The following is a 26435-nucleotide window of genomic DNA, read 5'->3' on the forward strand; positions in this document are numbered from 1 at the left end:
CGGCGCTGGCGGCCGGCTACCGCAACCTGCCCGAGGAGACCGCCGCGCGTTTCGTCCGGCTGCCCTGGCTGGACGGCTCCGCCGGCCGCCACTACCGCACCGGGGACCTCGTGCGCGCCGACGCCGCCGGCCGCGTCGAGTACGTCGGCCGGGTCGACCGGCAGGTCAAGGTCCGGGGCTTCCGGGTCGAGCCCGGCGAGGTGGAGCGGCAGGTGCTCGCCCACCCGGGGGTCCGGCAGGCGTACGTGTGCACCCGGCGCGACCCGGCGCACGGCACGAACGAGCTGCTGGCGTACCTGGTGACGGCTCCCGATCTCTCGTTCGCGGAGTTCGACAGGCACCTGGCCGCCACTCTGCCGCCGTACCTGCGCCCGCACCGGGTCCACCGGGTCGCGGCGCTGCCGCTGACCCCGAACGGCAAGGTGGACGCCGACGCGCTGCTGCGGCGCGACGCCCCGCCCTGGCGTGCTGGGCGGGACGACCCACCTGGGCGTGCTGGGCGCGAGGACCCGCCCTGCCGTGCTGGACGCGACGCCCCGCACCCACCCGACGGGCGCGAGGAACGCCACGACCCGCACCCGCACGGCGGTCCCGCCGAGGCGGCCGGCACGGCGTGGCAGCGGGCGGTGCTCGGGCTGGCCGGTGAGGTGCTGGGCGTGCCCGACCTGCGACCGGACGACAGGTGGATCGCCAGCGGCGGGGACTCGCTGAAGGCGCTACGGCTGCGCTTCGAGATCCAGCGGCGCTGGGGCGCCGAGGTGCCGCAGGCGGTGGTGCTGGGCGGCGACCTCGCCGAGCTGGCCGCGGCGGTCGCGGCGGCCCTCACCGCGACCGGCTCGCCGTACCCGGTGCCGGCTCCCCCGTCCGGGGCCCGGTCCGCGCCGGCCACCTCGGAGCAGCAGCGGCTCTGGCTGTTGCAGCAACGGTCGCCGGCGTCCACCGCCTACCACGTGGGGCTCGCCTTCGAGCTGCGCGGCCGGGTCGACGTCGACGCGCTGCGGCACGCGCTGCGCCGGGTGGTGGCGCGTCACGCGGCGCTGCGGACCGCCTTCCGGGCCACGCCGCCGGGGCTGCGCCAGGAGGTCGGCGAGCCCTACGACCCGTGGCGCGAGCCCGCTCCCGCTCCCGGCGCCGACGGCGACTGGGCCAGGGCCAGGGCTGACGACGGGGCCAGGGCTGACGGCCGGGCTGGGGCCGGCGACGGGGCCGGCAACGGCGACGGGGCCGGCGAGGGCGACCGGGCCGGGTGGCGCGAGCGCGCCCGCGCCCTCTTCGCCGTCCCCTTCGACCTCGGGCAGCCGCGCATGCTGCGGGCGTACTGGCTGGCCCGCGACGGCGGCGGGGTGCTCCTGCTGCACCTGCACCACATCGCGGTCGACGGCTGGTCGCTCGACGTCCTCTTCCGCGGGCTGTCGACCGCGTACGCGGCGGCGCTGGCCGGCACGACCGAGGACGAGGACGCGCCCGCCCCGACGCCGCTGGACTACGCCCGGTGGCAGGCCGAGTGGTTCGCCCAGCCGGCCTACCGGGCACAACGCGACGCCCTGCGCGGCCACTACGCCGACGTGGCGGAGGTCGCCGCGCCGCTGCGGCCGGTCCGGGAGCACGGCGGCACCGGGGACCACCTGCTCCACACCACGATCGGCCCGGAACGCCGCGCCGCCCTCGACCGGCTCGGCGCCGAGCTGGGACTGACCCGCTTCCCGCTGCTGCTGACGCTCTTCGGCTGGGCCGTGCACGGGGTGACCGGCCGCACCCGTCCACGCGTCGCCAGCCCCGTCGCGAACCGGCCCGTACGCGACTTCGAGGCCAGCGTCGGCATGTTCGCCAACACGGTGCTGCTGCCCCTGGCGCTGGCCCCCGCCGAGGAGCTGCGGGCTCAGCTGCGCCGACAGGCCGACGCCGTACGCGCGGTGCTCGACGCGCAGGACGTGGCGCTCGCGCACGCCGTCGCCGACCACGACTTCGGCGCCGACGCGCCGCTGTTCGACTTCCTCTTCGTCCTCGACAACACCGACTTCTCCACGCTGGCGCTGCCCGGCTGCGCCTCCCGGCCGGTCTGGCTGGCCCCGACCGAGGCCAAGTGCCCGCTCACCCTCTCGGTCGTCGCGCACGACTCCGGCCTCGACTGTCTCTGGGAGTACGCCGACGAGCACTTCGACGCCGCCGACGTGGCCGCGGCGGCCGAGTTGTTCGTGCGCGGCCTCGACGCGTTGACCGGCACCGGTCCGCGCACGCTGGCCGAGCTGGTGCGGCCCCACCGCCGCAGCCTGCCCGAGCCCGGCCGGGGTTCGCGTACCCCGTCGGACTTCCCCACCGTGGCGGAGGCCTTCGCCCGGCGGGTGCGGGCGGAGCCGACCGCGACCGCGCTGGTCGCCGGCGACCGTCGCCTCAGCTACGCCGACCTCGACGCGTACGCCTCGGCGCTCGCCGCCGAACTGCTGCGGGACCATCCGGTGTCGGCCGGCGACCGGCACCGCGTCGCCCTGTTCTTCGCGCCGTCGGTGGAGCACGTGGTGGCGCTGCTCGCGGCGGCCCGGCTCAACCTGACCGTCGTGCCGCTCGACCGGGCCTACCCGCCGGCGCTGCTGCGTCAGGTGCTGGGCCAGGTCGACCCGCTCTGCGTGCTGCTCGCGCCCGGCGACGAGCCCGCCCTCGACGTGATCGACGAGGGCGCCCATCCCCGGCACCCGGTGGTGCTGTCCCGGTCGGCCACGCCCGTCGCGCCCTCGTACGCCGGCCGCCCGCTCTACACGCTCTTCACCTCGGGTTCGACCGGCACGCCCAAGGGGGTGCAGGTCGGCGACGCCCTGCTGGTCAACCTGCTGCACTGGCAGGGCGAGGCCGGCGGCCTGGCGGGCGCGGCGGCGACCCTGCAGTTCTCCATGCTCTCCTTCGACGTCTCCTTCCAGGAGATCTTCGGCACGCTCTGCGGCGGCGGCACCCTGCACCTGCCCCGTCCCGGGCTCCGGCAGGACATGCCCGCCCTGCTGGCGCACCTCGACGCCGCCGGCATCGAGCGGATCTTCCTGCCGTACGTCGCCCTGCAACTCCTGGCCGAGCACGGGGTCCGCCTCGGCCGGTACCCGTCGCGGCTGCGGGAGGTCGTCACCGCCGGCGAGCAGCTGATCTGCACCGACAGCATCCGCCGCTGGTTCACCGGCCTGCCCGGTGCGCGCCTGTTCAACCACTACGGCCCGACCGAGACCCACGTGGTCAGCAGCCTCTGCCTCGATGGCGACCCGGCCACCTGGCCGGCCCGCCCCGCCATCGGCCGCCCGGTCGCCAACACGTGGCTGCGGGTGGTGGACTCCGCCGACGAGGTGGTGCCGCCGGACTGCCCCGGGCAGCTGCTGATCGGCGGGGAGCTGGTGGCGCCCTGCTACCTGGACGATCCGGCGCTCGACCGGGCCCGTTTCGTCGAGCTGCCCGGTGACGGCTGGTTCTTCCGCAGCGGCGACCGGGCCCGGTTCGACCGGGCCGGTCTGCTGCACTACCTGGGCCGCGACGACCAGCAGGTGAAGGTGAGCGGGCACCGGCTGGAGCTGGGCCAGGTGGAGGCGGCCCTGCTGACGCATCCGGCGGTGGTCAACGCCGTGGTGGTCCGCGACGATCCGCACCTGGTCGCCTGTCTGGAGCTGCGGGCGGATCCACCGTCCCCGGAGGAGCTGGCCGGTCACCTGGCGGGGCTCCTGCCCGGGTACGTGCGGGTGGACCGGTTCCGGCGGCTGCCGCAGCTGCCGCGTACCGCCAGCGGGAAGCTGGACCGCCGGCGCGCGTTGACCGCACCGGGCGAGGAGCTGCGGCCGGGCGCCGCCGCGCCGGCACCGGTCATGTCGGTCCTGGAGTCCCGGCTGGCCGGGCTCTTCGAGGAGGTCGTCGGGACGCCGATCGCACCCGACCGGCGCTTCTTCGACCAGGGCGCGGGCAGCCTCGACCTGATGCGCTTCCACCTCCGCTGCGCCGCCGAAGGGCTGCCGCTGAGCATCCCCGACCTCTTCGAGCATCTCACCATCCGTCGCCTCGCCCGGTTCCTCACCGAGCGGCGGGCCACGGAGGCGGTGGGCGGGCGGGACGGGGCCGTCGCCGGCCCGACGGACGAGCCGGTCGCCGTGGTGGGGATGGCCGTCCGGCTGCCCGGCGCGGCCGACCTGGCCGCCTTCTGGGCGATGGTGGAGGCCGGCGACCGGGGCATCGAGCACTTCGACGCCGCCGACGGCCTGGTCGGCGCCCGCAGCCAGCTGGCCGGGGTGCTCGGCTTCGACCCGGGGCACTTCGGCATCAGCCGGCAGGAGGCGCGGCTGATGGATCCGCAGCAGCGGCACCTGCTGATGAGCTGCGTCGAGGCGTTGGCACACGCCGGCATCGCCGATCCCGGCGGGCAGCGGGTCGGCCTGCTCGCCAGCTGCGGCGAGAACACGTACTTCCAGACGATGCTGCGCGAAGCCGATCCGGCGCGGCTGCCGGACTCCTTCCAGTTGGCGCTGCACCACGAGAAGGACTTCCTGGCCACGAAGGTCGCCTACCACCTGCGGCTGACCGGTCCGGCCTTCACCGTGCAGGCGGCCTGCGCCAGCTCGCTGGTGGCGGTCCACGTCGCGGCCGGGCTGCTGCGCCAGGGCGACAGCGACGTCATGCTGGTCGGCGGCGTGCTGGTGGACCCGCTGCTGAGCGCCGGCTACCGCTACCAGCCGCAGCACATCTTCTCCCCGGACGGGCACTGCCGGCCGTTCAGCGACGACGCCGGCGGCACCGTCGGCGCCAGCGGGGTGGGCGTGGTCGTGCTCAAGCCCCTGCGGCTGGCCCGGCGCGACGGCGACACCGTGTACGCCGTGATCACCGGATCCGCCGTCAACAACGACGGCGCGGAGAAGATCGGCTTCGCCGCGCCGTCGGTCGCCGGCCAGCGTGAGGTGATCCGTACCGCGCTGCGTCGCAGCGGGCGTACCAGCGGGGACGTGGGCTACGTGGAGGCGCACGGCACCGGTACGGAGCTGGGCGATCCGGTGGAGGTGGCGGCGCTGCGCCAGGCGTTCGGCCTGGCCGGGTCCGGTCGCGTCGCGCTGGCCTCGGTGAAGAGCCAGATCGGTCATCTCGGCGCGGCGGCCGGGGTGGTCGGCCTGGTCCGCGCCGTGCTGGCCGTGCACCACGGGCTGATCCCGCCGAACGTCGACTTCCGTCGCCTCAATCCACGGCTGGGCCCCGATCCGGCCCCGTTCCACATCCCCACGAAGGCCCGGCCCTGGCCCGTCGACCGGCCACGCGTGGCGGCGGTGAGCAGCTTCGGCATCGGCGGCACCAACGCCCACCTGGTCTGCGAGGCGGTCGAGCAGGTCGGCGCCGGCCCGGAGACTCCGCCGGGTCCCGGCGTACCGGTGGTGCTGCTCGCCAGCGGCAGCGCGGCCGGCCTGCGCGCCGACGCCGACCGCGTCGCCGACTACCTGGCGGCCCGGCCCGAGGCCTACCACCGGGTGCTGCGCCACCTCCAGGCGGGCCGCACGCCGGGCCGGTGGCGGGCGGCGGCCGTCTGCGCCGACGCGGCCGCCGCCGTGGCCTGGCTGCGCACCGCGACCGCCGTCGAGGTCACCCCCGTCGAGGCGGCACCCGTCGAGGTCACCGGCCCGGCCGGTACGCCGCCGGCGGCCGACCTCGTCGCCGCCTGGCTGGCCGGTCGGCCGGTCCGGTGGCCGGCCGGGCCGGCACAGCCGCCCTGGGACTTCCCCCCGCCGGCGTTCGATCTCGTCGACCACGAGTTCGCCCGCGTCGCCCCGCCGGCCGGGGCGACGCTGCCGACCGGTGCGACGGCGCCCGCCAGCACGACACCGCCCGCCAGCACGACACCACCGACCGGGACGGCACCGCCCGCCGGGGTGGCATCAGCCGGGGTGGCGACGGCCGGGGTGGCGGCGGCCGGGGTGGCGGCGGGCGATCAGCCGTGGCCGGCGCGGCTGCCCGAGGCCGAGTGGTTGCACCAGCCGCACTGGCTGCGCTGGCGGCACGCGGGGGCCGACCCCGGTGCCCGCCGCCCGGAGACGCTCGTGATCATGGCCGCGGAACCACCGCCGCCGGCCGCGCTCCGCGCCTTCGCGGCGTCCCACGCCCGGGTGGTGGCCGTCACCGCCGCGGACGGCTTCGCCCGGCTCGGACCGGACAGCTACCAGGCCGACCCGGCCGATCCCGGGTCGCTGGCCCGGCTGTTCGACGCGCTGACCGCCGACGCCGGCTCGCCGGCCGCGCCCGGGCACGGCGGTGTCGACTGGCTCCACGCGCTGCCGCTGGCCGTCGACGGGCCGGTCGGCGCGGACGCACTCGCCCACTCGTACCGGGCCTGCGTCGACACCCCGGCGGCGCTGCTGGCAGCCGTCGCCGCGCTGCCCCGCCGGCCCCGGCTGCGGGCCTGGTGGCTGTCGCAGCAGGCGCAACCCGTGCACGACGACGTACGCCGGCCCGAGCTGGGCCTGCTCGCCGGGGTCTGCGAGGTCGCACCCCAGGAGGGCGACGTCGCGAGCCACTGGGTGGACCTGCCCGGCCCAGATCCGGCCGACTGGGCGCCGGCGCTCGCGGCGCTGCTGGCGGAGGAGGCGCCACCACCCCGCCGACTCGCGCTGCGCGGGGGCTACTGGTGGGAGCAGGCGCTGCTGCCGGTCCGCCCGCCGGCCGCGCCGGCCCCGCGTCCGCTGCCGGCCGTGCCCGCCACGCGCGCGCTGCCGGCCGGACCCGCCGTGTACGTGATCCTGGGCGGCACCGGCGGCATCGGGCGGAGCATCGCCGCCTGGCTGCTGGAGCAGGGCGACTGCCGGGTGGTCCTGCTGGCGCGGCGCGGGTCGCTGCCGGCCGGGCTGGCGCGGTGGGCCGATCGCGTCGACCTCGTCGAGGGCGACCTGGCCGAGACCGGACCCGACGAACTGCTGGCCCGGCTCGACGCCCGGACCGGACGGGTCGACGGGGTGGTCCACGCCGCGGGGACCGCGGCCGGCGGGCTGATCGGCCGGCGGGACGCGGCCGCGATGCGGCGGGCCACGGCCGGCAGGGCGTACGGCGCGCTGCTCGTGGAGCGGCTGGTCGCGCGCCACCGGCCGTCGTTCGTCGTCTACTGCTCGTCGATGTCGGCGCAGCTCGGCGGCGTCGGCCAGCTCGACTACGCCGCCACCAACGGGCTGCTCGACGGCTTCGCCCGGCACCGGACGGACGGGGCCGACGCCACGCTGCGGATCTCCGTGGGCTGGGACGTCTGGAGCGAGGTGGGCCTGGCCCGGGACGCCCTGCCCACCGACGCCCGGCACCGGGCACACCTGGCGGTCGGCCTCTCCGTGAACGAGGGGCGCCGGCTCTTCGCGCAGGCCCTGCGGCTGCGGCTGCCGCAGCTGCTCGTCTGCACCACCGCGCTGGACCGGGCGCGGGAGTTCTACGCGCCGCCCGCCGGCGCGGCGGACGCGACACCCGCCGTACTGCCCCGGTCCGCCGCCGAGCAGGTCGGCGAGTGGCTCTGCGACTGGCTGGGCGCCGACCGGCTCGACCCGACCGCGTCCCTCTACGACCTGGGGGCCGACTCGCTGCTGCTGCTGGACCTGATCGACCGGGTCAAGGAGCACTTCGGCGTCAGCCTCGGCCTGTCCCAGCTCAGCCACCGGGTGAGCCTGGCCGAGGTGCTGGGGCTCCTCGGCGAGCCGGTCCGCGCCGTCGACCCCGCCGATCCCGCCGTGGCGGTGGAGGTCTGGCAGGCGGGCCGGGGGCGTACGGTGCTCTGCCTGGTCCATCCCGTCGGCGGCGACGTCCAGGCGTACCGGCCGCTGGTGTCGGCGCTCGACCCGCAGCTCACGGTCTGCGTCATCGCCGATCCCGCGCTGACACGCCCCGGGCAGCCGGCCTGGTCCCTCGCCGAGCGGGCCGCGCGCTACCACGCCGCGCTACGGGACCGCTTCCCCCGCGACGAGTGGCGCTGGCGGCTCGCCGGCTGGTCCTTCGGCGCCTGGGTGGCGCTCGGGATGGCGGCGGAGGCCGAGGCGGCCGGCCAGCCGGCGGACGAGCTGTACCTGCTCGACCCGCCGCCGCCGGACGCCGCGCCGACCCTCGAGGCGTACGACGAGGAACGGCTCGCCGCGCTCTTCGCCCACGAGCTGGGGGCGGCGACCGGCGGAAACACCGCCGCGACGGCGTACGCGGACGCGCTGGCGCGCTGCTGCCGGGCCAACCTGGCGAGCATGGCCCAGCACACCCTGCCCCGGCTGGCCGGGACGCCCGCGCGGCTCTGGCTCGCGGGCCGCCCGACGGCCGGGCTGCCGGCGCTCGGCGCGCCGCAGGAGCAGGCCCGCACGTGGCGGGGGCACCTGACCGGGCTCGCCTGGCACCTCGTCGACACCACCCACTACGGCATCGTCGGGGCGCCGCACGTGGACGCGGTGGCCGGGGCCATCAACGAGGCGACGTCGACAACCGACCCGAGGGCAGCGCGATGAACCCGTACCAGTCGTTGCCGTCGCGGTCGTTCTGGCGCACCGCCGTGGCCGAGCCGGAGATGCGCGACATCGGCGAGGTGTGGACGCCGAAGTTCGGCCTCGACCCCGACGACCCCGTCCTCACCGCCGGATCCTGCTTCGCCCGCCACCTCGGTCCCGCCCTGCGCGACGAGGGGATGAACTGGCATGAGGTCGAGCTGCCCCCGCCGGGGCTGACCGAGGCCGAGCGCCAGGCCCGCCACTACGGCGCGTTCTCCTTCCGCACCGGCGCCATCTACACCGCCGCCACCCTGCGACAGTGGCTGACCTGGGCGCTGACGGACGACCCCGGGCCCGACGAGGTCTGGCGCGAGGGCGACCGGTTCTTCGACCCGTACCGCCCGTCGGTCGAACCCGACGGGTACGACTCGGCGGAGGCGACCCTGGCCGCCCGCCGATCCACCCTGGCGGCGATGCGGGGGGCGGTCGCCGAGGCGGGCTGTCTCATCTTCACCCTCGGCCTGACCGAGGCCTGGCGGGACGTGCCGACCGGCACCGTCCACCCGGTCTGCCCCGGCACCGTCCGGGGCACCTTCGACGCCGGGCGGCACGTCTTCCACAACTTCACCGTGGCCGAGGTGCACCGGGACCTCTGCGCCGTCGTCGCGCTGCTGCGCGCCGCCAACCCCCGGCTGACCGTCCTGCTGACCGTGTCGCCGGTGCCGCTCACCGCGACGGCGACCGGGGCGCACGCGTTGACCGCCACCGGGTACTCCAAGTCGGTGCTGCGGGCCGCGGCGGGCCAGCTGGCCCAGGAACACGACCACGTCGACTACTTCCCCTCGTACGAGCTGATCACCGGTTTCCCGTTCCGGGGGGTCTTCTTCGCGCCGAACCTGCGCGCCGTGACGCCGGCGGGGGTCGCCTTCGTCATGCGCCACTTCTTCGACGCCCTCGAACGCACCCGCGGCGGGGGCCGGCCGACAAATCCCACGGCTCCGGACCGCCGCGCCGACGCCGCCGACGGAGGTGACCTCTACTGTGACGACGCCGTCCTCGACCACTACCGTGCCGGCTAGGTTCTTGCTGCTGGGCGACTCGCACGCCGGGCCGATCGCCCGCGCGGCCACGGCGGCCGGGCTGCCCTTCGTCGGCGGGCCGGTCGGCTCGGGGCGCGACTTCAACGTCGGCTTCTTCGACGTACGCGAAGAGGGCCTGGTGTTCCGGGACGCCGCCGTGCAGGAGCGCCACCGCGGCTTCCTGGCCGAGCTGGGCGTGGCCGACGTCGGGCAGCTCGCCGTCCCGCTGGTCTCGACGTTCGGGCTCAGCGCCCACTTCTTCGCCACCACCGAGAACTGGCGGATCTACCGGGCGGGCGACGGCGCCTTCCCGGCGGGCTTCCTCGCCGGCGGGCTCTTCGACGACATCGTGCGCGCCATGGCCCGCGACGCGTTGGCCTTCTACCGCCACGCCCTCGACCTCGGGCTGCGCGTCCTCGCGGTGCTGCCGCCGCAGCGGGTGCCGGGGATGTCCGACCCGCTGGTGTTCATGGCGGCCCAGGAGACGGTCCGCCGCGCGCTCGTCGCGCTCGGCGTGGAGATCGTGGACCTGCGGGCGCGGGTCACCGACGGCGCGGGCCGGCAGCGGGCCGCGTTCTGCGAGCCGGACGACCCGATCCACGGCAACCTCGCCTTCGGCCGGCTGATCGTGGCCGACCTGCTGGCGCGGGGGCTGTGACACCGAATCCAGGAGGGAACGCATGGAAGAGCACGTCCTTGCCGCCGTCGAGCGGGCGACGACCCGCCCGCCGGAGCGCTACGACACCATCACCGTCCGGCCGATCTCTCCGGTCATCGGCGCGGAGGTCTCCGGCCTCGACCTCGCCACCGAACTGTCCGACGGGCAACTGGCCGAGGTCAGGCGCGCCTTCCTCGCCCACCACGTGCTGGTCTTCCGCGACCAGGTGCTCACCGCCGAGGACCACAAGCGCTTCGCCGGCCTGTTCGGCGAGTTGCGCCGGCAGCCCCTCGCCGACCTCGACGGCGGCGACCCCGCCGTCCTCGAGATCAGCGCCGGCCGGGACTCGCGGTTCGTGGCCGGCGAGGACTGGCACACCGACGGCACCGCCGAGGCCGAGCCGTCGCTGGGCTCGATGCTCTACGTCACCAGGACGCCGGAGATCGGCGTCGGCGGCGACACCCTCTGGGCGAACATGCACCTGGCGTACGAGATGCTCTCGGCGCCGATGCGGGCCTTCCTCGACGGGCTGACCGCGGTCCACGACGGCCTGATCCCCTGGCAGGGCCACACCCCGCCGCCGGAGTACGTCGTGCCGAAGAGCGAGCACCCGGTCGTCGTACGCCACCCGGAGACCGGCCGCAAGCTGCTCTTCGTCAACGCCGGCTTCACGTCGCACATCGTGCAGCTCTCCCGCCACGAGAGCCGGGCGCTGCTGGACATGCTCTTCGGCTGGGTCGCCCAGCAGCCGATCCTGAGCTGCCGGGTCCGCTGGACACCGAACACGCTGGTGTTCTGGGACAACCGCTGCACCCAGCACCACGCCGTCTGGGACTACTACCCGCACTCCCGCTACGGCCAGCGGGTGACCATCAACGGCAGCCGGCCGGCGGCGTAGCCGGTCGGGCCGGCTCGGCGGCGGATCCACTCGCCGGCCGGTGTGGGCGTCGGCCGGTGACGGCGCGGGCCGGTGGGGGCGTCGGTCAGCCGCGCACGATCTGCTCGGTGTAGGCCCAGTCGTCGTCGAGGGCGGCGTCGCGTTCGCCGGTCAGGCCGCTCAGGTCCGCGCCCGCGACGCGGCCGGCACCCGCGATCCGGTCCCGCAGGATCCGGGCCGTGACCACGGCGGCCCGGGTGCCCTGGGCCGTGACCGGGTCCAGGTGGTAGCCGGCGTCGCCGACCAGGCACCAGCCGGGCCCGCTCATCGGCCGGCGCAGCATGCGCATCCGCCCGGCGCCGCCGATCGACGTGCTCCGGCGGCCGGCGGCGACGGCCGGGCCGAGATACGGGTCGTCGCGCACCATCCGCTCGTACGAGCGCGCCGGGTGCCGGCCGGTCTCGTCGATGAGGCTCTGGTGCAGGTCCACCGCGACGCACCACTGCTTGTCGCCGCAGGGCGTCGAGATGAGGACGCTGCGGTCCTGCAACGAGAAGTAGGAACGGTCGGTGGGCAGCGGCAGGTTCTCGTAGTAGGCCAGCAGCGCGAACCACGGTGACTCGACGACCCGGTAGGCCGCCGCCCCCACGCGCTCGGCGTTGCGCGACAGCCGGCCGTCGGCCAGCACCAGCAGGTCGCAGGTGACCTCGCTGTCGACGGCGTCGTGCCGAACGGTCACGCCGCGCACCCGACCCGCGTCGATGGTGAGGTCCCGTACCCGGGCCGGGCGCCGCACGGTGACGTTGCCCCGGCCGCGCGCCGCGGCCAGCAGCGCCGGGTCCAGCACCTCGCGGGGCACGCTCATCCGGTACGAGTACGCGTCCTCGCGCGGGTAGACCCGCTCGACCACGTCCTCGCCGATGCGCTGGGTGTCGCCGTAGGTGGGCGGGGCGCCGCAGGCCAGGACCGTATCCAGCAGGCCGAGCTCGGCCCACGCGAGGTTGCCGGAGCGGTCCCAGGTGGACTGCTGCGGCCAGAACGCGGTGGGCCGCGAGGCGTCCACGACGAGGACCCGCTCCGCGTACGGCGCGAGGGCCCAGGCGGTGCACGCTCCGGCGATCCGGCCGCCGACCACGACGACCTCCCAGTGGCCGGCGATCACGCCGGCACCGGCTCGACGCGGTGGTGCTCCGGCGGGCTCCCGACGTCGTCACGCGACACGGCTCAGTCTCCCATCCGGACCCGACTCGGGGAAGGGAGCAGCCCGGCGAGGGGCGCGGTCCTCGTGGACGACGGGGCGCGACGTCGCGCGACGGCCCCGAGGTCGCCGCCATGGCGCACACCGTCGAGGGGATCTCGTTATTACTGGCCGATTACCCAAGACCATTAAATTCACCCAGGTCAGCGGGCTCCCGTCTGTACGTGGGGTGAAATGTGAACAGTCGAACGATCGCGCGCCCGGAGCCCAGGCTCGAGGTCCGCGACCTCGGGTGGGGACAGCTGTGGGCGGGCTCCCGGCTGCTCGCCGAGGCGTACGAGGACGGCGCCATCTGGGCCGCCGCCGGCTCGCTCCCCCGGTGGCAGCGTCGGTCGGCGCTGACCGCCCTCTACCTGGCGGAACTGGTGATCGCCCAGCTGATGAGCTCGGGCATCACCCTCGCCGCGTACCGGGCCGACCGGCTCGACGGGATCCTCGTCCTCTACGGCGACGAGCGCACCACGCCGTGGTGGGGGTGGGCACTGCGCTCCGTGGCGTGCCTGCTGGCCGGGCCGCGGGCCGTGGTGCACGCCGTCCGCATCTCCAACGCACTGGACCGGATGCGCCCCGACAGCCCGCACGTGTGGTTCGCGGTGCTCGGCCGGCGGGTCGACTCGGTCGGCGTCGGCTACGTCCTCATGCGCGCCGGCCAGAAGCGGGCCGAGGCCCTCGGCCTACCGGGCTACCTGGAGACCTCGGCCGGCCCGGAACAGGTGCAGATCAACGAGATGCTCGGCTGGACGTCCGTGGACGAGTACGTGCTGAGCACCGGAAGCGTCATCAAGACGATGTGGCGCGACAACCCGGTGCGGTCGTGACGGCGGCCGGACTGGCCCGGGGGCTGGACACGCTCTTCGCGGTCCCGCCGGAGCACCGGCTCGGCGACGTCGACCGCGCCTCGGCGAGACAGGTCCTCGGCTGCGACGACCACACGCTCTCGGTGTTGCTCGACCGCGGGTTGCCGGCCAGTGGCGACCCGGGCGAGGAGCGGTTCGACTCGCGCGACCTGTTCAACCTGGCGCTGTACTCGGGCACCGGCACGACCGTGCCGGAGCAGGCCTTCGCCTACTCGCTGCGGTGGATGCGCTCGTCGACCGAGGAGCTGCTCGCGCCCCGCGCCTCCCGGTTCGCGCTGCGGATCGAGTGTGCCGCCGACGCGTGCGGCCCGCAGCCGACCAGCATGCTGGCGCTGCCGCGCCCCGAACGCTGCGGCGGCGCGGTGCACGACCTGACGGTGGAACCCGCCGACGGCGTCGCCGGGCCGGACGCCGAGCGCGGCGACACCGTCACCCGTACGACGTCGCAGCTCGCCGTCACCGCCACCGTCCACACGACGGGCGAGCGGGCCGAGCTGCGCTCCCCGGAGCTGCGCGCGATCGCCGCCGAGTTCGCCGCCATGGACCTGCGCTGGGTCAAGCTGCCCGAGGCCCTGCAGAACGACGTGGACCTGGTGACCACGCACGGCGTGGCGAGCTGCGACTCGGCGAGCCGGTACCTGGCCCAGCTCTGCCGCCGGGCCGGCATCCCGGCGGTCACCCGGATCGGCTGGGTGGTCGGCATGCTCGACCTGGTCCACGCCTGGGTCGAGGTCGAGGACTCCGACGGGGCGACCAAGGTCATCGACCCGGTCTTCGCGCTGTTCTCCGCCACCGTGCGCGACACCAACCCGCTGCTGCGCGATCCGGCCGTCGCGCTGCGCACCAACCGGCTCATCCCGACGGGCCTGTCCACGGGACGGGCCGTGGCCGCACACCGGTGCGCCGGCGAACCGTCGGCGGCCCGGCTCACCACGAAGATCCTCCCCGCACCGACACGCCCCCAGGAGGGGTCATGAGTACGACCGAGACCGTTCCGGAGTTCCTCACCACGTTCCTGCGCGCCAGATGTCCGGACATCGACTCGGTCGGGCTCGACGACGACCTCGTGGACACGGGCGTGCTGAACTCGATGCACTTCGTCGAGCTGCTCTACCTGATCGAGGCGGAGCTGGGCACGGAGATCTCCCTCGACGAGGTGAGCACGGACGACTTCCGCACCATCTCGCGGATCACGCGACGTTTCTTCACCCCGGGGCAGGGCCCCGGCGCGACACCCAAGGAGTAGCAATGTTGGAGACCCGCGTCCGCGAGGTGGTCGCCTCGGTGTTCGGTGTCGCACCGGACGAGCTGCCCGAGCGCCTGGACCCGGACACCGTCCCGGGCTGGACCTCGCTGCGCCAGATCCAGCTCATGATGGCGCTGGAGAGCGCGTTCGGCATCGAGATCGACCCGAACCTGCTGCCGGCCCTCGCGTCCGGCCCGGCGATCGTGCAGTACCTCGAGGAGACGCTGGCGGTCCCGGACGGGACGGGCCGATGACGGCGTACCACCCGCAGTTGCGCACGGTGCACGACGTCGTCGCCTTCCACGCCGGGCAGCGACCCGACCATCCGGCGGTGCACTGCGAGGACCGTACGGTCAGCTACGCGCAGCTGCACCGGTCGAGCAACCGGACGGCGCACGCCCTGCGGCGCGCCGGGGTCACGGCCGGGCACCGGGTCGCCTACCTGGGCAAGGAGTCCGAGCACTACTACGACGTCCTGTTCGCCTGCGCCAAGACCGGCACCGTGCTGGTCCCCATCAACTGGCGGCTGCGCGCCGGCGAGATCCGGCACATCATGCGCGACTCCGGCAGCACGGTCCTCTTCTGCGACGAGGACCTCCTGGACACCGTCGACGCGCTGCGGCCGGACCTGCCCGAGCTGCGCGAGGTCGTGTCGCTGGCCGGTTTCACCGGCTGGCAGGCCGACGAGGACGGCGACCTGGACCCGTCCTGGTCCGAGGAGCAACCCCTGGCCCAGGTGTACACCAGCGGCACGACCGGCAACCCCAAGGGTGTCGTGCTGGCCCACCGCAGCTTCTTCGCGGTGCGGGACGCGCTCGCCTCCGAGGGCCTGGACTGGATCGACTGGCGGCCGGACGACGTGAGCCTGATCGGCATCCCGGGGTTCCACATCGGTGGGCTCTGGTGGTCTATCCAGGGGTTCAGCGCCGGCATCACCAACGTGTCGGTCCGGGTGTTCGCCGGGCACGAGGCGGTCCGCCTCATCCGGCGCCACGGCGTCACCACGGCGTGTGTCGTGCCGGCCCAGTTGCAGATGATGCTCGCGCCGCCCCGGCCGAAGCGGGAGGACTTCGTCTCGCTGCGGAAGATCGTCTACGGCGGGTCGCCGATCTCCGAGGCGTTGCTCGGCCGCAGCATCGAGATGTTCGACTGCGAGTTCGCGCAGATCTACGGCCTGTCCGAGAGCGGCAACACCGCCGTCTGCCTGCCGCCGTCGGAGCACGTCGTCGGCGGGCCGCGCATGCAGGCGGCCGGCCGGCCGTACCCGGGCTTCGCCGTGAAGATCATCGACGGTACGGGCCGCGTGCTGCCGCCGTTCGAGGTCGGCGAGATCTGCCTGTCGACCCCGGCGCGGATGATCGAGTACCGGGGCCTGCCCGAGGCCACCGCCGCGACCCTGGTCGACGGCTGGCTGCACACCGGCGACGCCGGCTACCTGGACGACGAGGGCTTCCTCTTCGTACGCGACCGGATCAAGGACACGATCATCGTGGCCGGCGAGAACGTCTACCCGGCGGAGATCGAGAACGCGGTCTGCGCGTACCCGGGGGTGGTCGAGGCCGCCGCCGTCGCCGTGCCGCACGAGCACTGGGGCGAGGTCGTGCACTGCTTCGTGGTGACCCACCCCGACCAGCCCGCGACCGCCCGCGATCTCACCCCGTTCCTGCGGGGACGGATCGCCGACTTCAAGATCCCGGCGAGCTTCGAGTTCGTCGACCAGCTGCCCCGCAACCCCAGCGGGAAGCTTCTCCGGCGGGAGCTGCGCGAAAGGTTCTGGCAGCACCTCGACCGGCGCGTGGCCTGACAGCCGGCGCGGTCCCCGTCCGGATCCCCAACACCCACCCTTCGTGCAAAGGCGGATCGATGCACATTTTCCTGCGCCACCACAGCGACCGGATCGCGCTGTCGACAGGCAGCCCCAACCGGCTCTCGCTCGGCTACTCGGAGGACCCGCGGGCGGTAGCGGGCCGGCTCCCCCGACGCGGTGCCGACGAGCCGAAGAACGTGCTCCTGCTGGGCGCGAACGGATACGTCGGCATGCACATGCTGCGTGAGCTCCTCGGCGACGCCCGGGTGGCGACGGTCTACGCCCTGGTGCGCCGCAAGGGCGACAAGTCCGGCGAGGACCGCATCGCCCGGCAGCTGCGCAAGTACAAGATGGAGCTGCCCGACACCGGGAAGCTGTCGGTCCTGGAGGGCAGCTACCTGGAGCCGGCGATGGGGCTCGACCGCGCCGCCCACCACGAGCTGCTGACCGAGGTCGACGTGGTCATCGACGCCGCGGGGGCGACGACCCACGACTACCCCTACGCCCGGTACCGCGAGGAGAAGGTCCTGCCGACGCTCCGGCTCGCCGAATTCTGCCTGCAGGAGCGGTTCAAGACCCTGCACGTGATCGGCTCGGTCGGCAGCGAGGTCTACCAGCAGCGGCGCGACTTCTACCGCAACAGCTTCTTCTACACCGGCTACAGCCGGATGAAGTGGGTCGTCAAGCACCTCAGCCTGCGGGCGAACCGTGACGGCGTGCCCATCCACATCTACCAGGCGCCGTTCGCGTTGGGCGGCGCGCCCACCGGGTTCAAGGACCCCGGCATGGAGTACTCGTTCTGGAACATGATCTCGCACATGCTCCAGCTGGGCCTGATCTGGGACTCGGAGGTCACCAGCCCGATCGTCGCCGGCGACGTGCTGGCCCGGTCGGTCGTGGACAACGCGTTGTCGGACGCGCCGCGGCCGATCAGCTACCCGGTGACCCCGGCGACCACCCGCGAGATCGCCGAGCGGTTCGACCTGAAGCTGGTGTCGTGGCAGGAGTTCCGGCGCGAACTGATGCGGCAGCACCGGTTCCGGCCGGGCCAGATCGACTGGTCGAAGCCGATCACCAGCATCAAGCGCGGCCGGCAGCAGTCCAAGTTCGTACGCTCGCTCTTCCCGCGGTCGTTCCACACGCTGCTGAGCAACATCCACCACGCCGCCGCCAACCCGACGACCGTACGGCTCGACACCGACCTGCCGCCGATCGACGTCCTGGTCAACAACGCCAGGCGGATCCGCAAGCTCGGCAAGTACCTGCCCGCGGAGACGGTGGCTCCCGCCGCCGTCGCCGCGCCGGTTCCCGCTGAGGCCCCCGCCGCCGAGCCGGTGGCCGTCGGGGCCGTCTGACCCTCCCCTCTCGCGCGACAGCGACGCCGGCCGACCTGGCACCCGAGCCAGGTCGGCCGGCGTCGGCGCGTCGGCACACAGCGCGGGCTGGCGGGCTGGCGGCCCCGGTCCGGCAGGCCGGCCGAGGTCTCCGCACTGGCCGCGGCGGGCCTGGCGGTGGATGCGGTGCTGGCGCTCCCCCTCGGCCGCGAAGCCAGTCGGCCACCTCCGGGACTTTGACGCATCCGAATGCGTTGACCAGCCGCCAAGCCGCCGGTAGGAATGCCCGGACACCAATGGCCAAAGGCCCGCCGAGGCGATACGCCAGCCTGTGCACAAATGCCCCACCCGCAACCCATCGAGAGGGAATTCCCCACCACCCGGCGGCATTGCCCGTCCCGGGACAGGCGATTCGCCCCATCGCCGCCGAGGAGCACCCGACCACCCGCCCGCGCGGCGGCGCGCCGAACCCGAGGAAGCTCCGGCTACCACCACCCGAGACGCCCGGCGAGCCCCTCGCCAGCGGGCGCGGGGTCGGCCGGAACAGGGGCGCCACCTGCACGAATGCCTGCGCCGAGCCGTTGGACGGCACGCCAACTCCCGGCACCTGACCGCCGGCTCAGCCGCCCGGTCGTGGCGGCGACCAGGTGCCCGGCGCCCCGGCCGCCGCCGGCCCTGGCGGTCGCCTCGCATCTCCATTGATTCTCGCTGTAAGGCGGCCCGAGAAAGGACGCCGACCCCTTGGCAGGGGGTCGACGCATTCGCTACCTTCTCTATTGCCGCAAGCGGGAACGGATGAAGGGAGTCGTCGTCACGGCGCGCCGCCCGGGAAATTGCTCCGAATTTCTCTTTCGGGGTCCCGAAAGCTCGCCGCAGTCGACTTTCCCCGCCTCGTCCGCCCGACCGATCCGCATCCTGACTGCGTTTCCGCGGCACCGAGGTTCCCCCGAACGCCCGTCCCGGCTGCAGCGGGGACGGCCCCGTCCAGGGGTGCACCGAGCCCACCGCGCCCGAGAGGAGGTACGAGCCATGGCCTTCGACATCGTGATCGTCGAGACGAACGACGTTGTGCTGAACCACGGCGCCGTCTGACGCGCCCGGTGCCGGACCCGCGTGCGGGTCCGGCACCATTCCGTCCGTCGTGCTTCGTCGTGGAAAGGGCATCGGAATGCGGGTACGTCGCCGCGACCAGCTCGTCTGCCGCTGGGACAGCGATGCGCTGATGGTCGCCCTGCCCGGTCAACGCCGGTGGTTGCGGGTCACCCCCGACCTGCTGAGCCTGTTGCAGCGGCTCGACGACTTCACCGACGTCGACGAGGTCGCCGCCCAGTTCGGGGGCGAGGCCGCCGACGCCGCGGTCCAGGCGGTCCACAAGCTCCGCGAGGCCGGCATCCTCGTCGCCGACACCGACGACGCCTGCACCCCGCCCGTCTGGCAGCACTGGGGGCCGATCGCGTCGCGCATGCACACCGAGGCCCGCGACGCCAACTACCTGGTGGATTCGCCGCAGCGCGACGCCACCGCCGCGCAGATCGCCGCCGACGGCGCGCCTCCGGCGCCGTTCAAGCGGTACCCGGACGCCCCGGCCGTGCACCTTCCCCGACGCGCCCTGCCGCTGCGCACGCCCGTGGAGGAGGTGTTCGCCGCCCGACGCACCCACCGCGCGTTCGCCGGCACCCCGGTCGGCATCGACGCGCTCGCGACCGTCCTGTCCTGCACCTTCGCGCCCCAGCGGTTCCTCGACGGCGGCGCGTTCGGCCCGCAGCAGGGACGCATCAGCGCCTCCGCCGGTGGCCGGCACGAGGTCGAGTGCTACGTGGCCGTCCACGACGTCACCGGCGTCCCGGCCGGCCTCTACCACTACGCGCCCGAGGTGCACCGCCTCGAACTCCTCGACGCCACCGTCGACCGCGCGCGCATCGCCGCCCTGGCGTACGAGCAGGAACCCTCCTACCAGGGGGCCTTCACCTGCCTCACCACCACCGTCGCCGCCCGCCTGTCCTGGAAGTACCGGCACCCCCGGGCCTACCGGCTGTGGATGTTCGACGCCGGCCACTACGGTCAGACCTTCGCGCTGACCTGCACGGCGCTCGGCCTGGCGCCGTTCCAGACCGTGGCGTTCCACGACAGCGGCGTCGAGGCGATGCTCGGCGTGGATCCCGACCACGAGTTCGCCACCTACCTGCTCTCCGCCGGCAATCCCGCACCCGACGACGGCACCGGTCCCACCGGGCCGGGATATCCACCGCCGTTCCGCCTGGCCGCCAGCTCCCACCGGTCACCGGCCGACCCGGAGTGAGCGCGCCCGCCAGCCCCGCCACCGTCGCCGCGCGGAAGCTGAGCCAGCATCCGCTGTTCCTGCGGGTGTGGGCCAGCCAGTCCGCCGGGGCCGTCGCCGACCAGATCCTGCCGGTCGCGTTCGCGCTGTACGCCGTACAGCGCGGGGCCGGTGCCGGCACCATCGCCGTCATCCTCGCCGGCCGGGCGATCGCCCTGGTGGTCTGCCTGCTCGCCGGTGGCATCCTCGCCGACCGCGTCTCCCGGCCCCGGATCCTGTTCACCGCCGACCTGATGCGCACCGCCATCGTCCTCGGCACGCTGCTCGCCCTCGACGACCTGCCCCTGGCCGCGCTCGGCGTCGTCACCGCGCTGTCCGGCGTGGCCGAGTCCCTGTCCCGGCCGGCGATGCGCTCCCTGGTTCCGGCGCTGCTCCCCGCCGCCCTGCTGGAACGCGGCAACGCCATGGTCTCCGCCGTGCAGCGCTTCGCGACCCTTCTCGGGGCGCTCGCCGGCGCCGCGATCGTCACGGCCATCGGCATCCACGCCGCGCTGGGCCTGGCGGCCCTGCTGTTCGCGACGGGCGCCCTCGCGGTGCTGGGCGTGCGCGACGTCGCCGCCGGTGACCGGCCCCGGACCAGCGTCCTGGCCGATGCCGCGGCCGGCATCGCCACCGTCCGGCGCCGCCCCTGGGTCGCCGCCGTCATGGCTGCCGTGGCGGTCCAGCTCTTCGCCGGCACCGCACCCAGCCTGACGCTGCTGCCGCTGATCGCCGCGGACCGCCTCGGCGGCGAACTCGCCTACGGGATCGTCCTCGCCGCTGCCGCCGCCGGTGCCCTGCCGGCCATCGTGCTGGCCGGTCGGTGGCGGCCCCGGCGGCCCGGCACGGTCAGCATGCTCGCCCTCACCACCTACGCCGCCCTGCCCGCCAGCCTCGCCTTCGCCCTGCCGCTGCCCGTCACGGCGCTCTGCTTCGCGGTCGGCGGGTTCGTCGTGGAGATCTACTTCCTCTACTGGCTGTCCGCCCTGCAACGCGAGATCCCCGCCGAGGTGCTGGGCAAGACCCTCGCCCTGGACCAGCTCAGCGCGTTCGCCCTGCTGCCGGTCGGCTACGCCCTCACCGGGCCGGCGGTCACGGCGTTCGGGATCCAGCCCACCCTCGTCGCGGCGGCCGCCCTGACCGCCGCGGCCAGCGCCCTCACGCTGCTGGTCCCCGGCGTCAGCACCTTCAGCGACCCCGCCCGTGCCCACGCCGCCGGCGCGGACCGCAGCGGATGATCCCATCGGGTACGCGGAACGGGCCGTGACCGCCTGGCGGCCGCGGCCCGCTGCGCGTGCAGACCGCTGCCGGGTCAGCCCACCCGGGCCGCGGCGGCGGTGACACCCGTGACGCCGCTGCCCGACTTCGTGACGTGGTAGGTGACGGTCGTGCCGCTCCAGAAGTGGACGGTGAGGGTCACCCGGGCGCCGTCGTTGACCTCCGCGAAGAAGGCCTCGGTCAGCGTGATGCGGTTGCCGGTGTAGTCGGGGGCGAAGGCCACGTCGAACTCCTTGAACGGCGTCCAGTTGTGCGGGCCGGCGTTGCTGCCGTCGGCGTACTTCGCCTCCATGGTGGCGAGCTGGTCACCCCGGAACTGGGTCGGCACGGCGAACGAGGTGGTGCTCCCGGTCGCGTTCGACAGCACCGGCGGGTCGTACGTGATGACGTTGATCCGCCACGGCACCCCGGCGGAGAACCGCGCGTGCAGGGTGGCGTTCACGCCGTACGCCCGGCTGCCGACCAGCCGGGTCAGCGCGCTCGCGGTGAGCGTGAGCTGGCTGCCCGACACGGTGTAGTCGGTGCCCTGCGCCAGGGCGGTGCTGCCCTGGTAGAGCCCCTGGAAGGTGGTGCCGTTCAGGTTCAGCGCGAGCGTCTTGGCGGTGATCGAGCCGGTACGCGGCACGTACACCTGGTCGGCGTGGGCCGTCCCGGACCGGCCGGTCCAGCTCGACTTGATTTGCGCGAACAGCTCCGGGTCCTTCCACTGGAAGGTGAGCCGGTTGAAGTGCTGCCCGTTGTCCCAGAGCTGGGTGGTGATCTTCCTGGTCTTCGCGTACCAGCCGAGGAACTCGAAGAACTTCAGCTTCTCGCCCTGCTGGATGGTTCCGGTGTGCCGGTCGAAGCCGAGCAGGCCGTACTCGCCGATCACCACCGGGATGCCCTTGGCGACGAAGGCGTTGTGCACCCGGTCGAAGGCGTCGGTCAGGTCCTTCTGGGTGGTGGCGTCGAACCGGGTGCCCCCGGCGACGTTCACGCTGAACGGCCAGTAGCCGTAGAAGTGCACGGTGGCGATCAGGTTGCGGTCGCCCAGCTGGGTGAAGGTGCTGGTCAGCTCGTCGATGCGGGCCTGTTCCGACGAGGTGTGCAGGGTGGGCAGGACGAGCATCCGGGTGGCGTTGTTGCCGCCGGAGGCCCGCACGATCCGGTGGAAGGACGTATTCAGCTCGTGCAGCAGTTGGGCGTTCTGGGCGTCGCCGGAGCTGTTGGCGAACTGCGGCTCGTTGACGCTCTCGAAGTGCAGCTTCGGCGAGGCGTCCCGGAACGCGGCCGCGATCTGGGTCCAGAGCGCGTTGTAGCGGTTGAGGACGGTGGTCCGGTCTGTCGGCATCGCGTTGATCCACTGCCACGAGTCGTGGTGGATGTTGATCATCACGTAGAAGCCGTCGTCCAGTGCCCAGCCGACGACCTCCTTGATCCGGTTGAGCCACGCCGCGTCGATCGTGTACGCCGGCGCGGGGCCGTGGTGGTTGCTCCAGGTGATTGGGATCCGGATGCTGTTGAAGCCCTGCGCCCGGATGGCGTCCAACTGCGCCTGGGTGACCCGCGGGTTGCCCCAGGCCGTCTCGTCGCTGCCGACCGCGTCGAAGGTGTTGCCGAGGTTCCAGCCGGGCTGCATCGCGGCCACGTAGGCCATCGGGTCACCGGTCGGCGGCGGCGTGGTGGGTGGCGGGGTGGTGGGTGGCGGGGTGGTGGGTGGCGGGGTGGTCGGCGGCACGGTGGTGGGTGGCGCGGAGGTGGGGCCGACGCCGCCGGTGCAGGTGACGCCGTTCAGCGCGAACGACGTGGGGGCGGTGTTCGCGCCCGACCAGGAGCCGTTGAAGCCGAAGGACACCGTGGCGTTGGTGCCGATGGCGGCGTTGTAGCCGACGTCGGTGGCGGTGACGTTGGCGCCGGCGGCGGTGACGTTGGCGTTCCACGCCGAGGTCACCTGCTGCCCGGAGGGGAACGTCCAGGTCAGCCGCCAACCGTTGATCGGGTCGCCGAGGTTGGTCACGGCCACGTTCGCGGTGAAGCCGCCGGGCCACTGGTTGGCCGAGTACGCCACCCGGCAGCCGGCAGCCGCGTGCGCGCTCACCGCGAACGTCAGGCCGAGGCTCACCAACAGCATGGTGAGGGCGCTGGTGAACAGGCTCAGCCGCCATCGGGTTCTTCTCGTCGTGCCTCGCATCTCGGCCATGACGCTCCTCGCCTGGGGTGCCGCTGGGACGGGCTCGCGGCAGGCGCCACCACGAACGCGGCCGCACCCGATCGCGAACCGCAGATTAAGTTTGGGTTCCAAACTTTGTCAATCGGCGTACCTCTATCTGGACGAGGAGCGCGGGGCGGCCGGTGGTCCGACCGCCCCGCGCCGCGCCTCACTGGTTGCGGCGGTACACCTCGATGTACGCCGCGGAGCGGTACTGCTGCTTCACGTCGTCGGCCAGCACACCGATCCACAGCGGGCCGGTGCCGGTCTTCGAACTGACCCTCGTGTGCGCCGGGTCCAGGGCGCCGCTGGGCAGGAACGCCGGCTGCTCCACCACGGCGGAGTGGTACGCGTCCGTGCCCCCCAACCACCAGACCAGCACGTCCCTGGCCGCGACGTTGCGCGCGTTGTCGATCCGCCCGAGTGTCTGGTACTCGTCGGCCAGCACCCGCGGCAGGAAGTCGCCCCAGACGGTGTACTTGTGCGCCCCGAAGGTGCCCAGCGAGTAGCCGTGGCAGAAGAACCGCTGGTCACCGGTGACGGTGGGCGCCGCCCGCCACGCCTCCACGCGCGTGCCGAGATCGGTGCGTACGGAGAGGTTCATCCCGCTGACGTTGTTCGCCAGCGCGGGCTGGAGGAGGATCTGGTCGCCACTGGTCAGGTCGAACGGCTGCATGGGGCTCCTCGGCAATGCGCGACGGATGTGAGCAGGGTTCGACCCTCGACCATCCGGTCACGCACGGCAAGCATGAGGTCACCAACCCGACCGGGGACGGGACCGGCCGTCGACGACGACGGTCAGGGAACCGGTGACGTCCGTACGCCGGTGAGGTGTTTGGTGACGCGGAGCAGCACCTGGTCCGACGGCCCGGCGACGAAGGCGGCCGTGTCGGCCAGCGCGGTGATCAGGGGCAGTCCGCGACCGCCGACGGTGAGCGGGTCGGGCAGTGCGGCGTCGAGCCCGGCGCCGGCGGGGATGCTGCCGCGGTTGCCGACCTCGAGCAGGCAGACGTCGTCGTCGATCACGATGGTGATGTCGACGGTGCTGTCGGCGTCCGCGTGCAGCACCGCGTTGGTGCACGCCTCGGTGATCAGCACGGCGAGGTGATTACGGGAGTCCTCGGCGGCGTCGGTGAGGCTCAGCAGGGTGGTGAGTACGTGGCGGGCGCGGGTCACCGAGGAGGGTCGACGCGGGAGTGACAACGTCGTGGTTACGCGCATCACGCAGTTCCTCCTTCCCTGGGTGACCGCGCCGGCCTACCGTGCCACATCTCGGGGCGGGACGCGTCCGTGGTGATCAGCACTACCCGGAGTCGCCGGGGTGAAACGGCCGGACGGGTCGGCGCGACGTACACCGGCCGGCGGCGGGTCCGCACCCCGGCAGCATAGGCTGAGCGTGGATCATCGGCGTGGGGAGGCTGTTGTGGCACTGCTGTTGTCGGTCCGACCGGGCCGGGGTTGCACCGTGCTCGAGGTGCGCGGCGAGCTGGACCTGGCGACGTCCCCGCAGTTGCGTGAGGGTCTGCAACGGTTGGTCGACGCCGGTGACCGCCAGGTGGTGGTGGATCTGGCCGAGGTGGGGTTCATGGACTCCAGCGGGCTGGGCGCGCTGGTGGTGATGTTCAAGGCGTTGCGTGACGTCGGCGGTCGGCTCTGCCTCGCCGCGGTGCAGCCCGCCGTGCGGAGCGTCCTGACGGTCACGTCGGTGGACCGCGTGATCGACATCTACGACAGCGTGCAGGCGGCCGAGGCCGACCTGCCGTCCGGGGACGACGCGACGGGCCGGTAGTCAGTCGGGCAGCGCGCCGCTGGCACGTGCCTGGTCGGCGCCGGCGCTGGAGCTCCGGTCCTCGCTGTGCCCGCCGTGCCAGTCGAGGATGAACAGCGTGGCATCGTCGGCCAGGGTCGGCCCGCTGACCTCGAGCACGGCGTCGGCCAACGCCCGGACGGCCTCGCGCGGGTGCAGACCGGCGATCGACCGCAACTGCGCCGGAAGGTCCAGGCTGGCGGCGTTGCGCTCCCGCATCCCGTCGGTGACCACCACCAGACGGTCGCCCGGTCGCAGCGTGATCTCGCCTGCGCCGTAACTGGCTTCGGCGAACATGCCGAGGGGGAAGTTGGCCGGTAGCGACAGCGCCCGGGCGTTCCCGTCGCGGACCAGCAGCGGCGGCACGTGCCCGGCGTTGAGCAGCGCGCACACCCCCGTGCGCAGGTCCAGACGGCCGAGGACAGCCGTGACGTAACTGCCGGGCACGGCGCTGTGTGCGGCCACGTCGGCGTTCGCGGTGTCGGCCTGCTCCACCAGACCGGCCCCGCGGCGGCGGCTGTTGCGCAGGCTGCCCACGCCCAGGGTGGCCGTCAGCGCGCTGGCCACCCCGTGGCCCATCGCGTCGGTGACGCTGAAGTGCAGCACGTCGCGGGCGAGGCTGTAGTCGAAGGTGTCCCCGCCGATGCTGGCGGCGGGTTCGAGCCAGCCGGACAGGATGAACGCGCTGGCCTCACACGTGAACGAGGCGGGCAGCAGGCGGCGCTGGATCTCCCCGGAGAGGGTGAACGGGGTCGTCCGTTGCCCCCACTCGAAGAGGTCGGTGTACCGCCGGTTGGCGATCACCACGAACGCCAACACGTGCGCCGTACGGGCGACCTCCTCCAGCGTCCGCGCGTCGGGCTCGTCCGGCAGGACCATCTCGAGCAGGCCCATCGCCTCGCCGCGCTCGGTCACCGGCGCCAGCACCGTCCACCCGTCCGGCTGCGCGAGGACCTGCACCGCCTGGGTGCGCAGCGCCTGCTCGGCGGGGCCGCCGTCGAACGGCACCACCGTGGCGGCCTCCTCGCCGTCCCGGCGTCCCGCACCGGCGCCGTCGGACGGCACGTGGGTCAACCGGACCAGCGCCCGGCCGCTGAGGTCCGCGATGAGGAACGCGACGGTACGTGCCCCCAGCGCCGCGCCGAGTTCCCGCGTGACCGCCTCCACCGCCTCGACCGGCGAGGCGTCCTCCGCCGCATCCAACAACATCTCAACCACGTTCCGCCCTCGACCGCTCTCCACTGTCGGAGCCTACCGACCCGGCCGGCGAGGGCCGAGCACGGCGATCCTCCCC

The 26435-nt window shown here is 73.9% G+C and carries 18 protein-coding genes (1 of these 18 cut by a window edge); 13 read left to right on the forward strand and 5 right to left on the reverse strand.

Going from position 1 to position 26435, the window contains the following annotated elements:
* The 4 genes in view from ACN27A_RS07535 to ACN27A_RS07550 are tightly spaced (at most 22 nt apart) and all read left to right on the forward strand, a layout consistent with a single transcriptional unit that may run on beyond the window.
* Window positions 1-8456, forward strand: partial view of an amino acid adenylation domain-containing protein gene (locus tag ACN27A_RS07535; protein ID WP_421450701.1) — the 3' portion only. 1036 nt of this gene lie to the left of the window's left edge; only the last 8456 of its 9492 coding nucleotides appear in the window; its start codon lies beyond the left edge, outside the window; it ends in the stop codon at window positions 8454-8456.
* Window positions 8453-9514 carry a GSCFA domain-containing protein gene (locus tag ACN27A_RS07540; protein WP_421450703.1) on the forward strand — a complete coding sequence of 354 codons (1062 nt, stop codon included), beginning with the start codon at window positions 8453-8455 and terminating at the stop codon, window positions 9512-9514. Before ACN27A_RS07535 ends, ACN27A_RS07540 begins: the two co-directional genes overlap by 4 nt.
* Window positions 9504-10172: a hypothetical protein gene (locus ACN27A_RS07545; RefSeq protein ID WP_421450705.1), complete on the forward strand. Its 669-nt coding sequence runs from the start codon at window positions 9504-9506 to the stop codon at window positions 10170-10172. Before ACN27A_RS07540 ends, ACN27A_RS07545 begins: the two co-directional genes overlap by 11 nt.
* 22 nt (window positions 10173-10194) lie before the next feature.
* Window positions 10195-11070, forward strand: coding sequence for a TauD/TfdA dioxygenase family protein (locus ACN27A_RS07550; RefSeq protein ID WP_421450708.1), 876 nt, complete (start codon window positions 10195-10197; stop codon window positions 11068-11070).
* An 85-nt stretch (window positions 11071-11155) separates the two neighbouring features.
* Here ACN27A_RS07550 and ACN27A_RS07555 read toward each other — a convergent pair whose 3' ends face one another.
* Window positions 11156-12211 (reverse strand): FAD-dependent oxidoreductase, encoded by a 1056-nt coding sequence (locus tag ACN27A_RS07555; protein WP_421450711.1) that lies wholly within the window; start codon window positions 12209-12211, stop codon window positions 11156-11158.
* 272 nt (window positions 12212-12483) lie between these two features.
* Between ACN27A_RS07555 and ACN27A_RS07560 the strand changes: the two genes are divergently transcribed.
* The 8 genes from ACN27A_RS07560 to ACN27A_RS07595 all read left to right on the forward strand — a co-directional run bounded on the left by ACN27A_RS07560 (window position 12484) and on the right by ACN27A_RS07595 (window position 21106).
* Window positions 12484-13125, forward strand: coding sequence for a hypothetical protein (locus tag ACN27A_RS07560; RefSeq protein ID WP_421450713.1), 642 nt, complete (start codon window positions 12484-12486; stop codon window positions 13123-13125).
* A complete protein-coding gene (locus ACN27A_RS07565; protein ID WP_421450716.1) occupies window positions 13122-14141 on the forward strand; it encodes a transglutaminase domain-containing protein in 1020 nt (339 codons plus the stop codon). The genes ACN27A_RS07560 and ACN27A_RS07565 overlap by 4 nt, the downstream gene beginning before the upstream one ends.
* Window positions 14138-14410, forward strand: a complete 273-nt coding sequence (locus ACN27A_RS07570; protein ID WP_132240601.1) for an acyl carrier protein — start codon at window positions 14138-14140, stop codon at window positions 14408-14410. Before ACN27A_RS07565 ends, ACN27A_RS07570 begins: the two co-directional genes overlap by 4 nt.
* 2 nt (window positions 14411-14412) lie before the next feature.
* Entirely contained in the window at window positions 14413-14664 is a 252-nt protein-coding gene (locus tag ACN27A_RS07575; RefSeq protein ID WP_421450719.1) for an acyl carrier protein, read from the forward strand.
* Window positions 14661-16214 (forward strand): long-chain-fatty-acid--CoA ligase, encoded by a 1554-nt coding sequence (locus ACN27A_RS07580; protein ID WP_421450722.1) that lies wholly within the window; start codon window positions 14661-14663, stop codon window positions 16212-16214. The genes ACN27A_RS07575 and ACN27A_RS07580 overlap by 4 nt, the downstream gene beginning before the upstream one ends.
* A 59-nt stretch (window positions 16215-16273) precedes the next feature.
* Window positions 16274-17572: an SDR family oxidoreductase gene (locus ACN27A_RS07585; protein WP_421450725.1), complete on the forward strand. Its 1299-nt coding sequence runs from the start codon at window positions 16274-16276 to the stop codon at window positions 17570-17572.
* Between the two features lie 1147 nt (window positions 17573-18719).
* The gene (locus tag ACN27A_RS07590; RefSeq protein WP_421450728.1) at window positions 18720-19850 is read left to right on the forward strand and encodes a SagB/ThcOx family dehydrogenase; all 1131 of its coding nucleotides are present in this window, start codon (window positions 18720-18722) and stop codon (window positions 19848-19850) included.
* Window positions 19847-21106, forward strand: a complete 1260-nt coding sequence (locus ACN27A_RS07595; protein ID WP_421450731.1) for an MFS transporter — start codon at window positions 19847-19849, stop codon at window positions 21104-21106. The genes ACN27A_RS07590 and ACN27A_RS07595 overlap by 4 nt, the downstream gene beginning before the upstream one ends.
* A gap of 74 nt (window positions 21107-21180) precedes the next feature.
* On the opposite strand, the gene ACN27A_RS07600 is transcribed toward ACN27A_RS07595, so the two are convergent.
* From ACN27A_RS07600 to ACN27A_RS07610, 3 genes are all read right to left on the reverse strand, one after another.
* Complete coding sequence (locus ACN27A_RS07600) at window positions 21181-23325, reverse strand: cellulase family glycosylhydrolase (protein ID WP_421450733.1); 2145 nt, start codon at window positions 23323-23325, stop codon at window positions 21181-21183.
* A 178-nt stretch (window positions 23326-23503) separates the two neighbouring features.
* A complete protein-coding gene (locus tag ACN27A_RS07605) occupies window positions 23504-24010 on the reverse strand; it encodes a hypothetical protein (RefSeq protein WP_421450736.1) in 507 nt (168 codons plus the stop codon).
* Between the two features lie 122 nt (window positions 24011-24132).
* The gene (locus ACN27A_RS07610; protein ID WP_421450739.1) at window positions 24133-24555 is read right to left on the reverse strand and encodes an ATP-binding protein; all 423 of its coding nucleotides are present in this window, start codon (window positions 24553-24555) and stop codon (window positions 24133-24135) included.
* Window positions 24556-24757: 202 nt separating this feature from the next.
* Here ACN27A_RS07610 and ACN27A_RS07615 point away from each other — a divergent pair, with 202 nt between their 5' ends.
* The gene (locus ACN27A_RS07615; protein WP_421450741.1) at window positions 24758-25123 is read left to right on the forward strand and encodes an STAS domain-containing protein; all 366 of its coding nucleotides are present in this window, start codon (window positions 24758-24760) and stop codon (window positions 25121-25123) included.
* On the opposite strand, the gene ACN27A_RS07620 is transcribed toward ACN27A_RS07615, so the two are convergent.
* Window positions 25124-26350, reverse strand: coding sequence for a PP2C family protein-serine/threonine phosphatase (locus ACN27A_RS07620; protein WP_421458395.1), 1227 nt, complete (start codon window positions 26348-26350; stop codon window positions 25124-25126).
* Between the last annotated feature and the right edge of the window lie 85 nt (window positions 26351-26435).

This window comes from Micromonospora sp. WMMD737, from assembly GCF_049179055.1.
Lineage (GTDB): Bacteria > Actinomycetota > Actinomycetes > Mycobacteriales > Micromonosporaceae > Micromonospora > Micromonospora reichwaldensis.

What these genes read in the sequence shown, in the direction of transcription:
- ACN27A_RS07540 (WP_421450703.1), top strand. Translation starts at nt 8,453, where the DNA reads ATGAACCCGTACCAGTCGTTGCCGTCGCGGTCGTTCTGGCGCACCGCC.
- ACN27A_RS07550 (WP_421450708.1), top strand. Translation starts at nt 10,195, where the DNA reads ATGGAAGAGCACGTCCTTGCCGCCGTCGAGCGGGCGACGACCCGCCCG.
- ACN27A_RS07570 (WP_132240601.1), top strand. Translation starts at nt 14,138, where the DNA reads ATGAGTACGACCGAGACCGTTCCGGAGTTCCTCACCACGTTCCTGCGC.
- ACN27A_RS07575 (WP_421450719.1), top strand. Translation starts at nt 14,413, where the DNA reads ATGTTGGAGACCCGCGTCCGCGAGGTGGTCGCCTCGGTGTTCGGTGTC.
- ACN27A_RS07580 (WP_421450722.1), top strand. Translation starts at nt 14,661, where the DNA reads ATGACGGCGTACCACCCGCAGTTGCGCACGGTGCACGACGTCGTCGCC.
- ACN27A_RS07585 (WP_421450725.1), top strand. Translation starts at nt 16,274, where the DNA reads ATGCACATTTTCCTGCGCCACCACAGCGACCGGATCGCGCTGTCGACA.
- ACN27A_RS07590 (WP_421450728.1), top strand. Translation starts at nt 18,720, where the DNA reads ATGCGGGTACGTCGCCGCGACCAGCTCGTCTGCCGCTGGGACAGCGAT.
- ACN27A_RS07600 (WP_421450733.1), bottom strand. Translation starts at nt 23,325, where the DNA reads ATGGCCGAGATGCGAGGCACGACGAGAAGAACCCGATGGCGGCTGAGC.
- ACN27A_RS07605 (WP_421450736.1), bottom strand. Translation starts at nt 24,010, where the DNA reads ATGCAGCCGTTCGACCTGACCAGTGGCGACCAGATCCTCCTCCAGCCC.
- ACN27A_RS07610 (WP_421450739.1), bottom strand. Translation starts at nt 24,555, where the DNA reads ATGCGCGTAACCACGACGTTGTCACTCCCGCGTCGACCCTCCTCGGTG.
- ACN27A_RS07620 (WP_421458395.1), bottom strand. Translation starts at nt 26,350, where the DNA reads ATGTTGTTGGATGCGGCGGAGGACGCCTCGCCGGTCGAGGCGGTGGAG.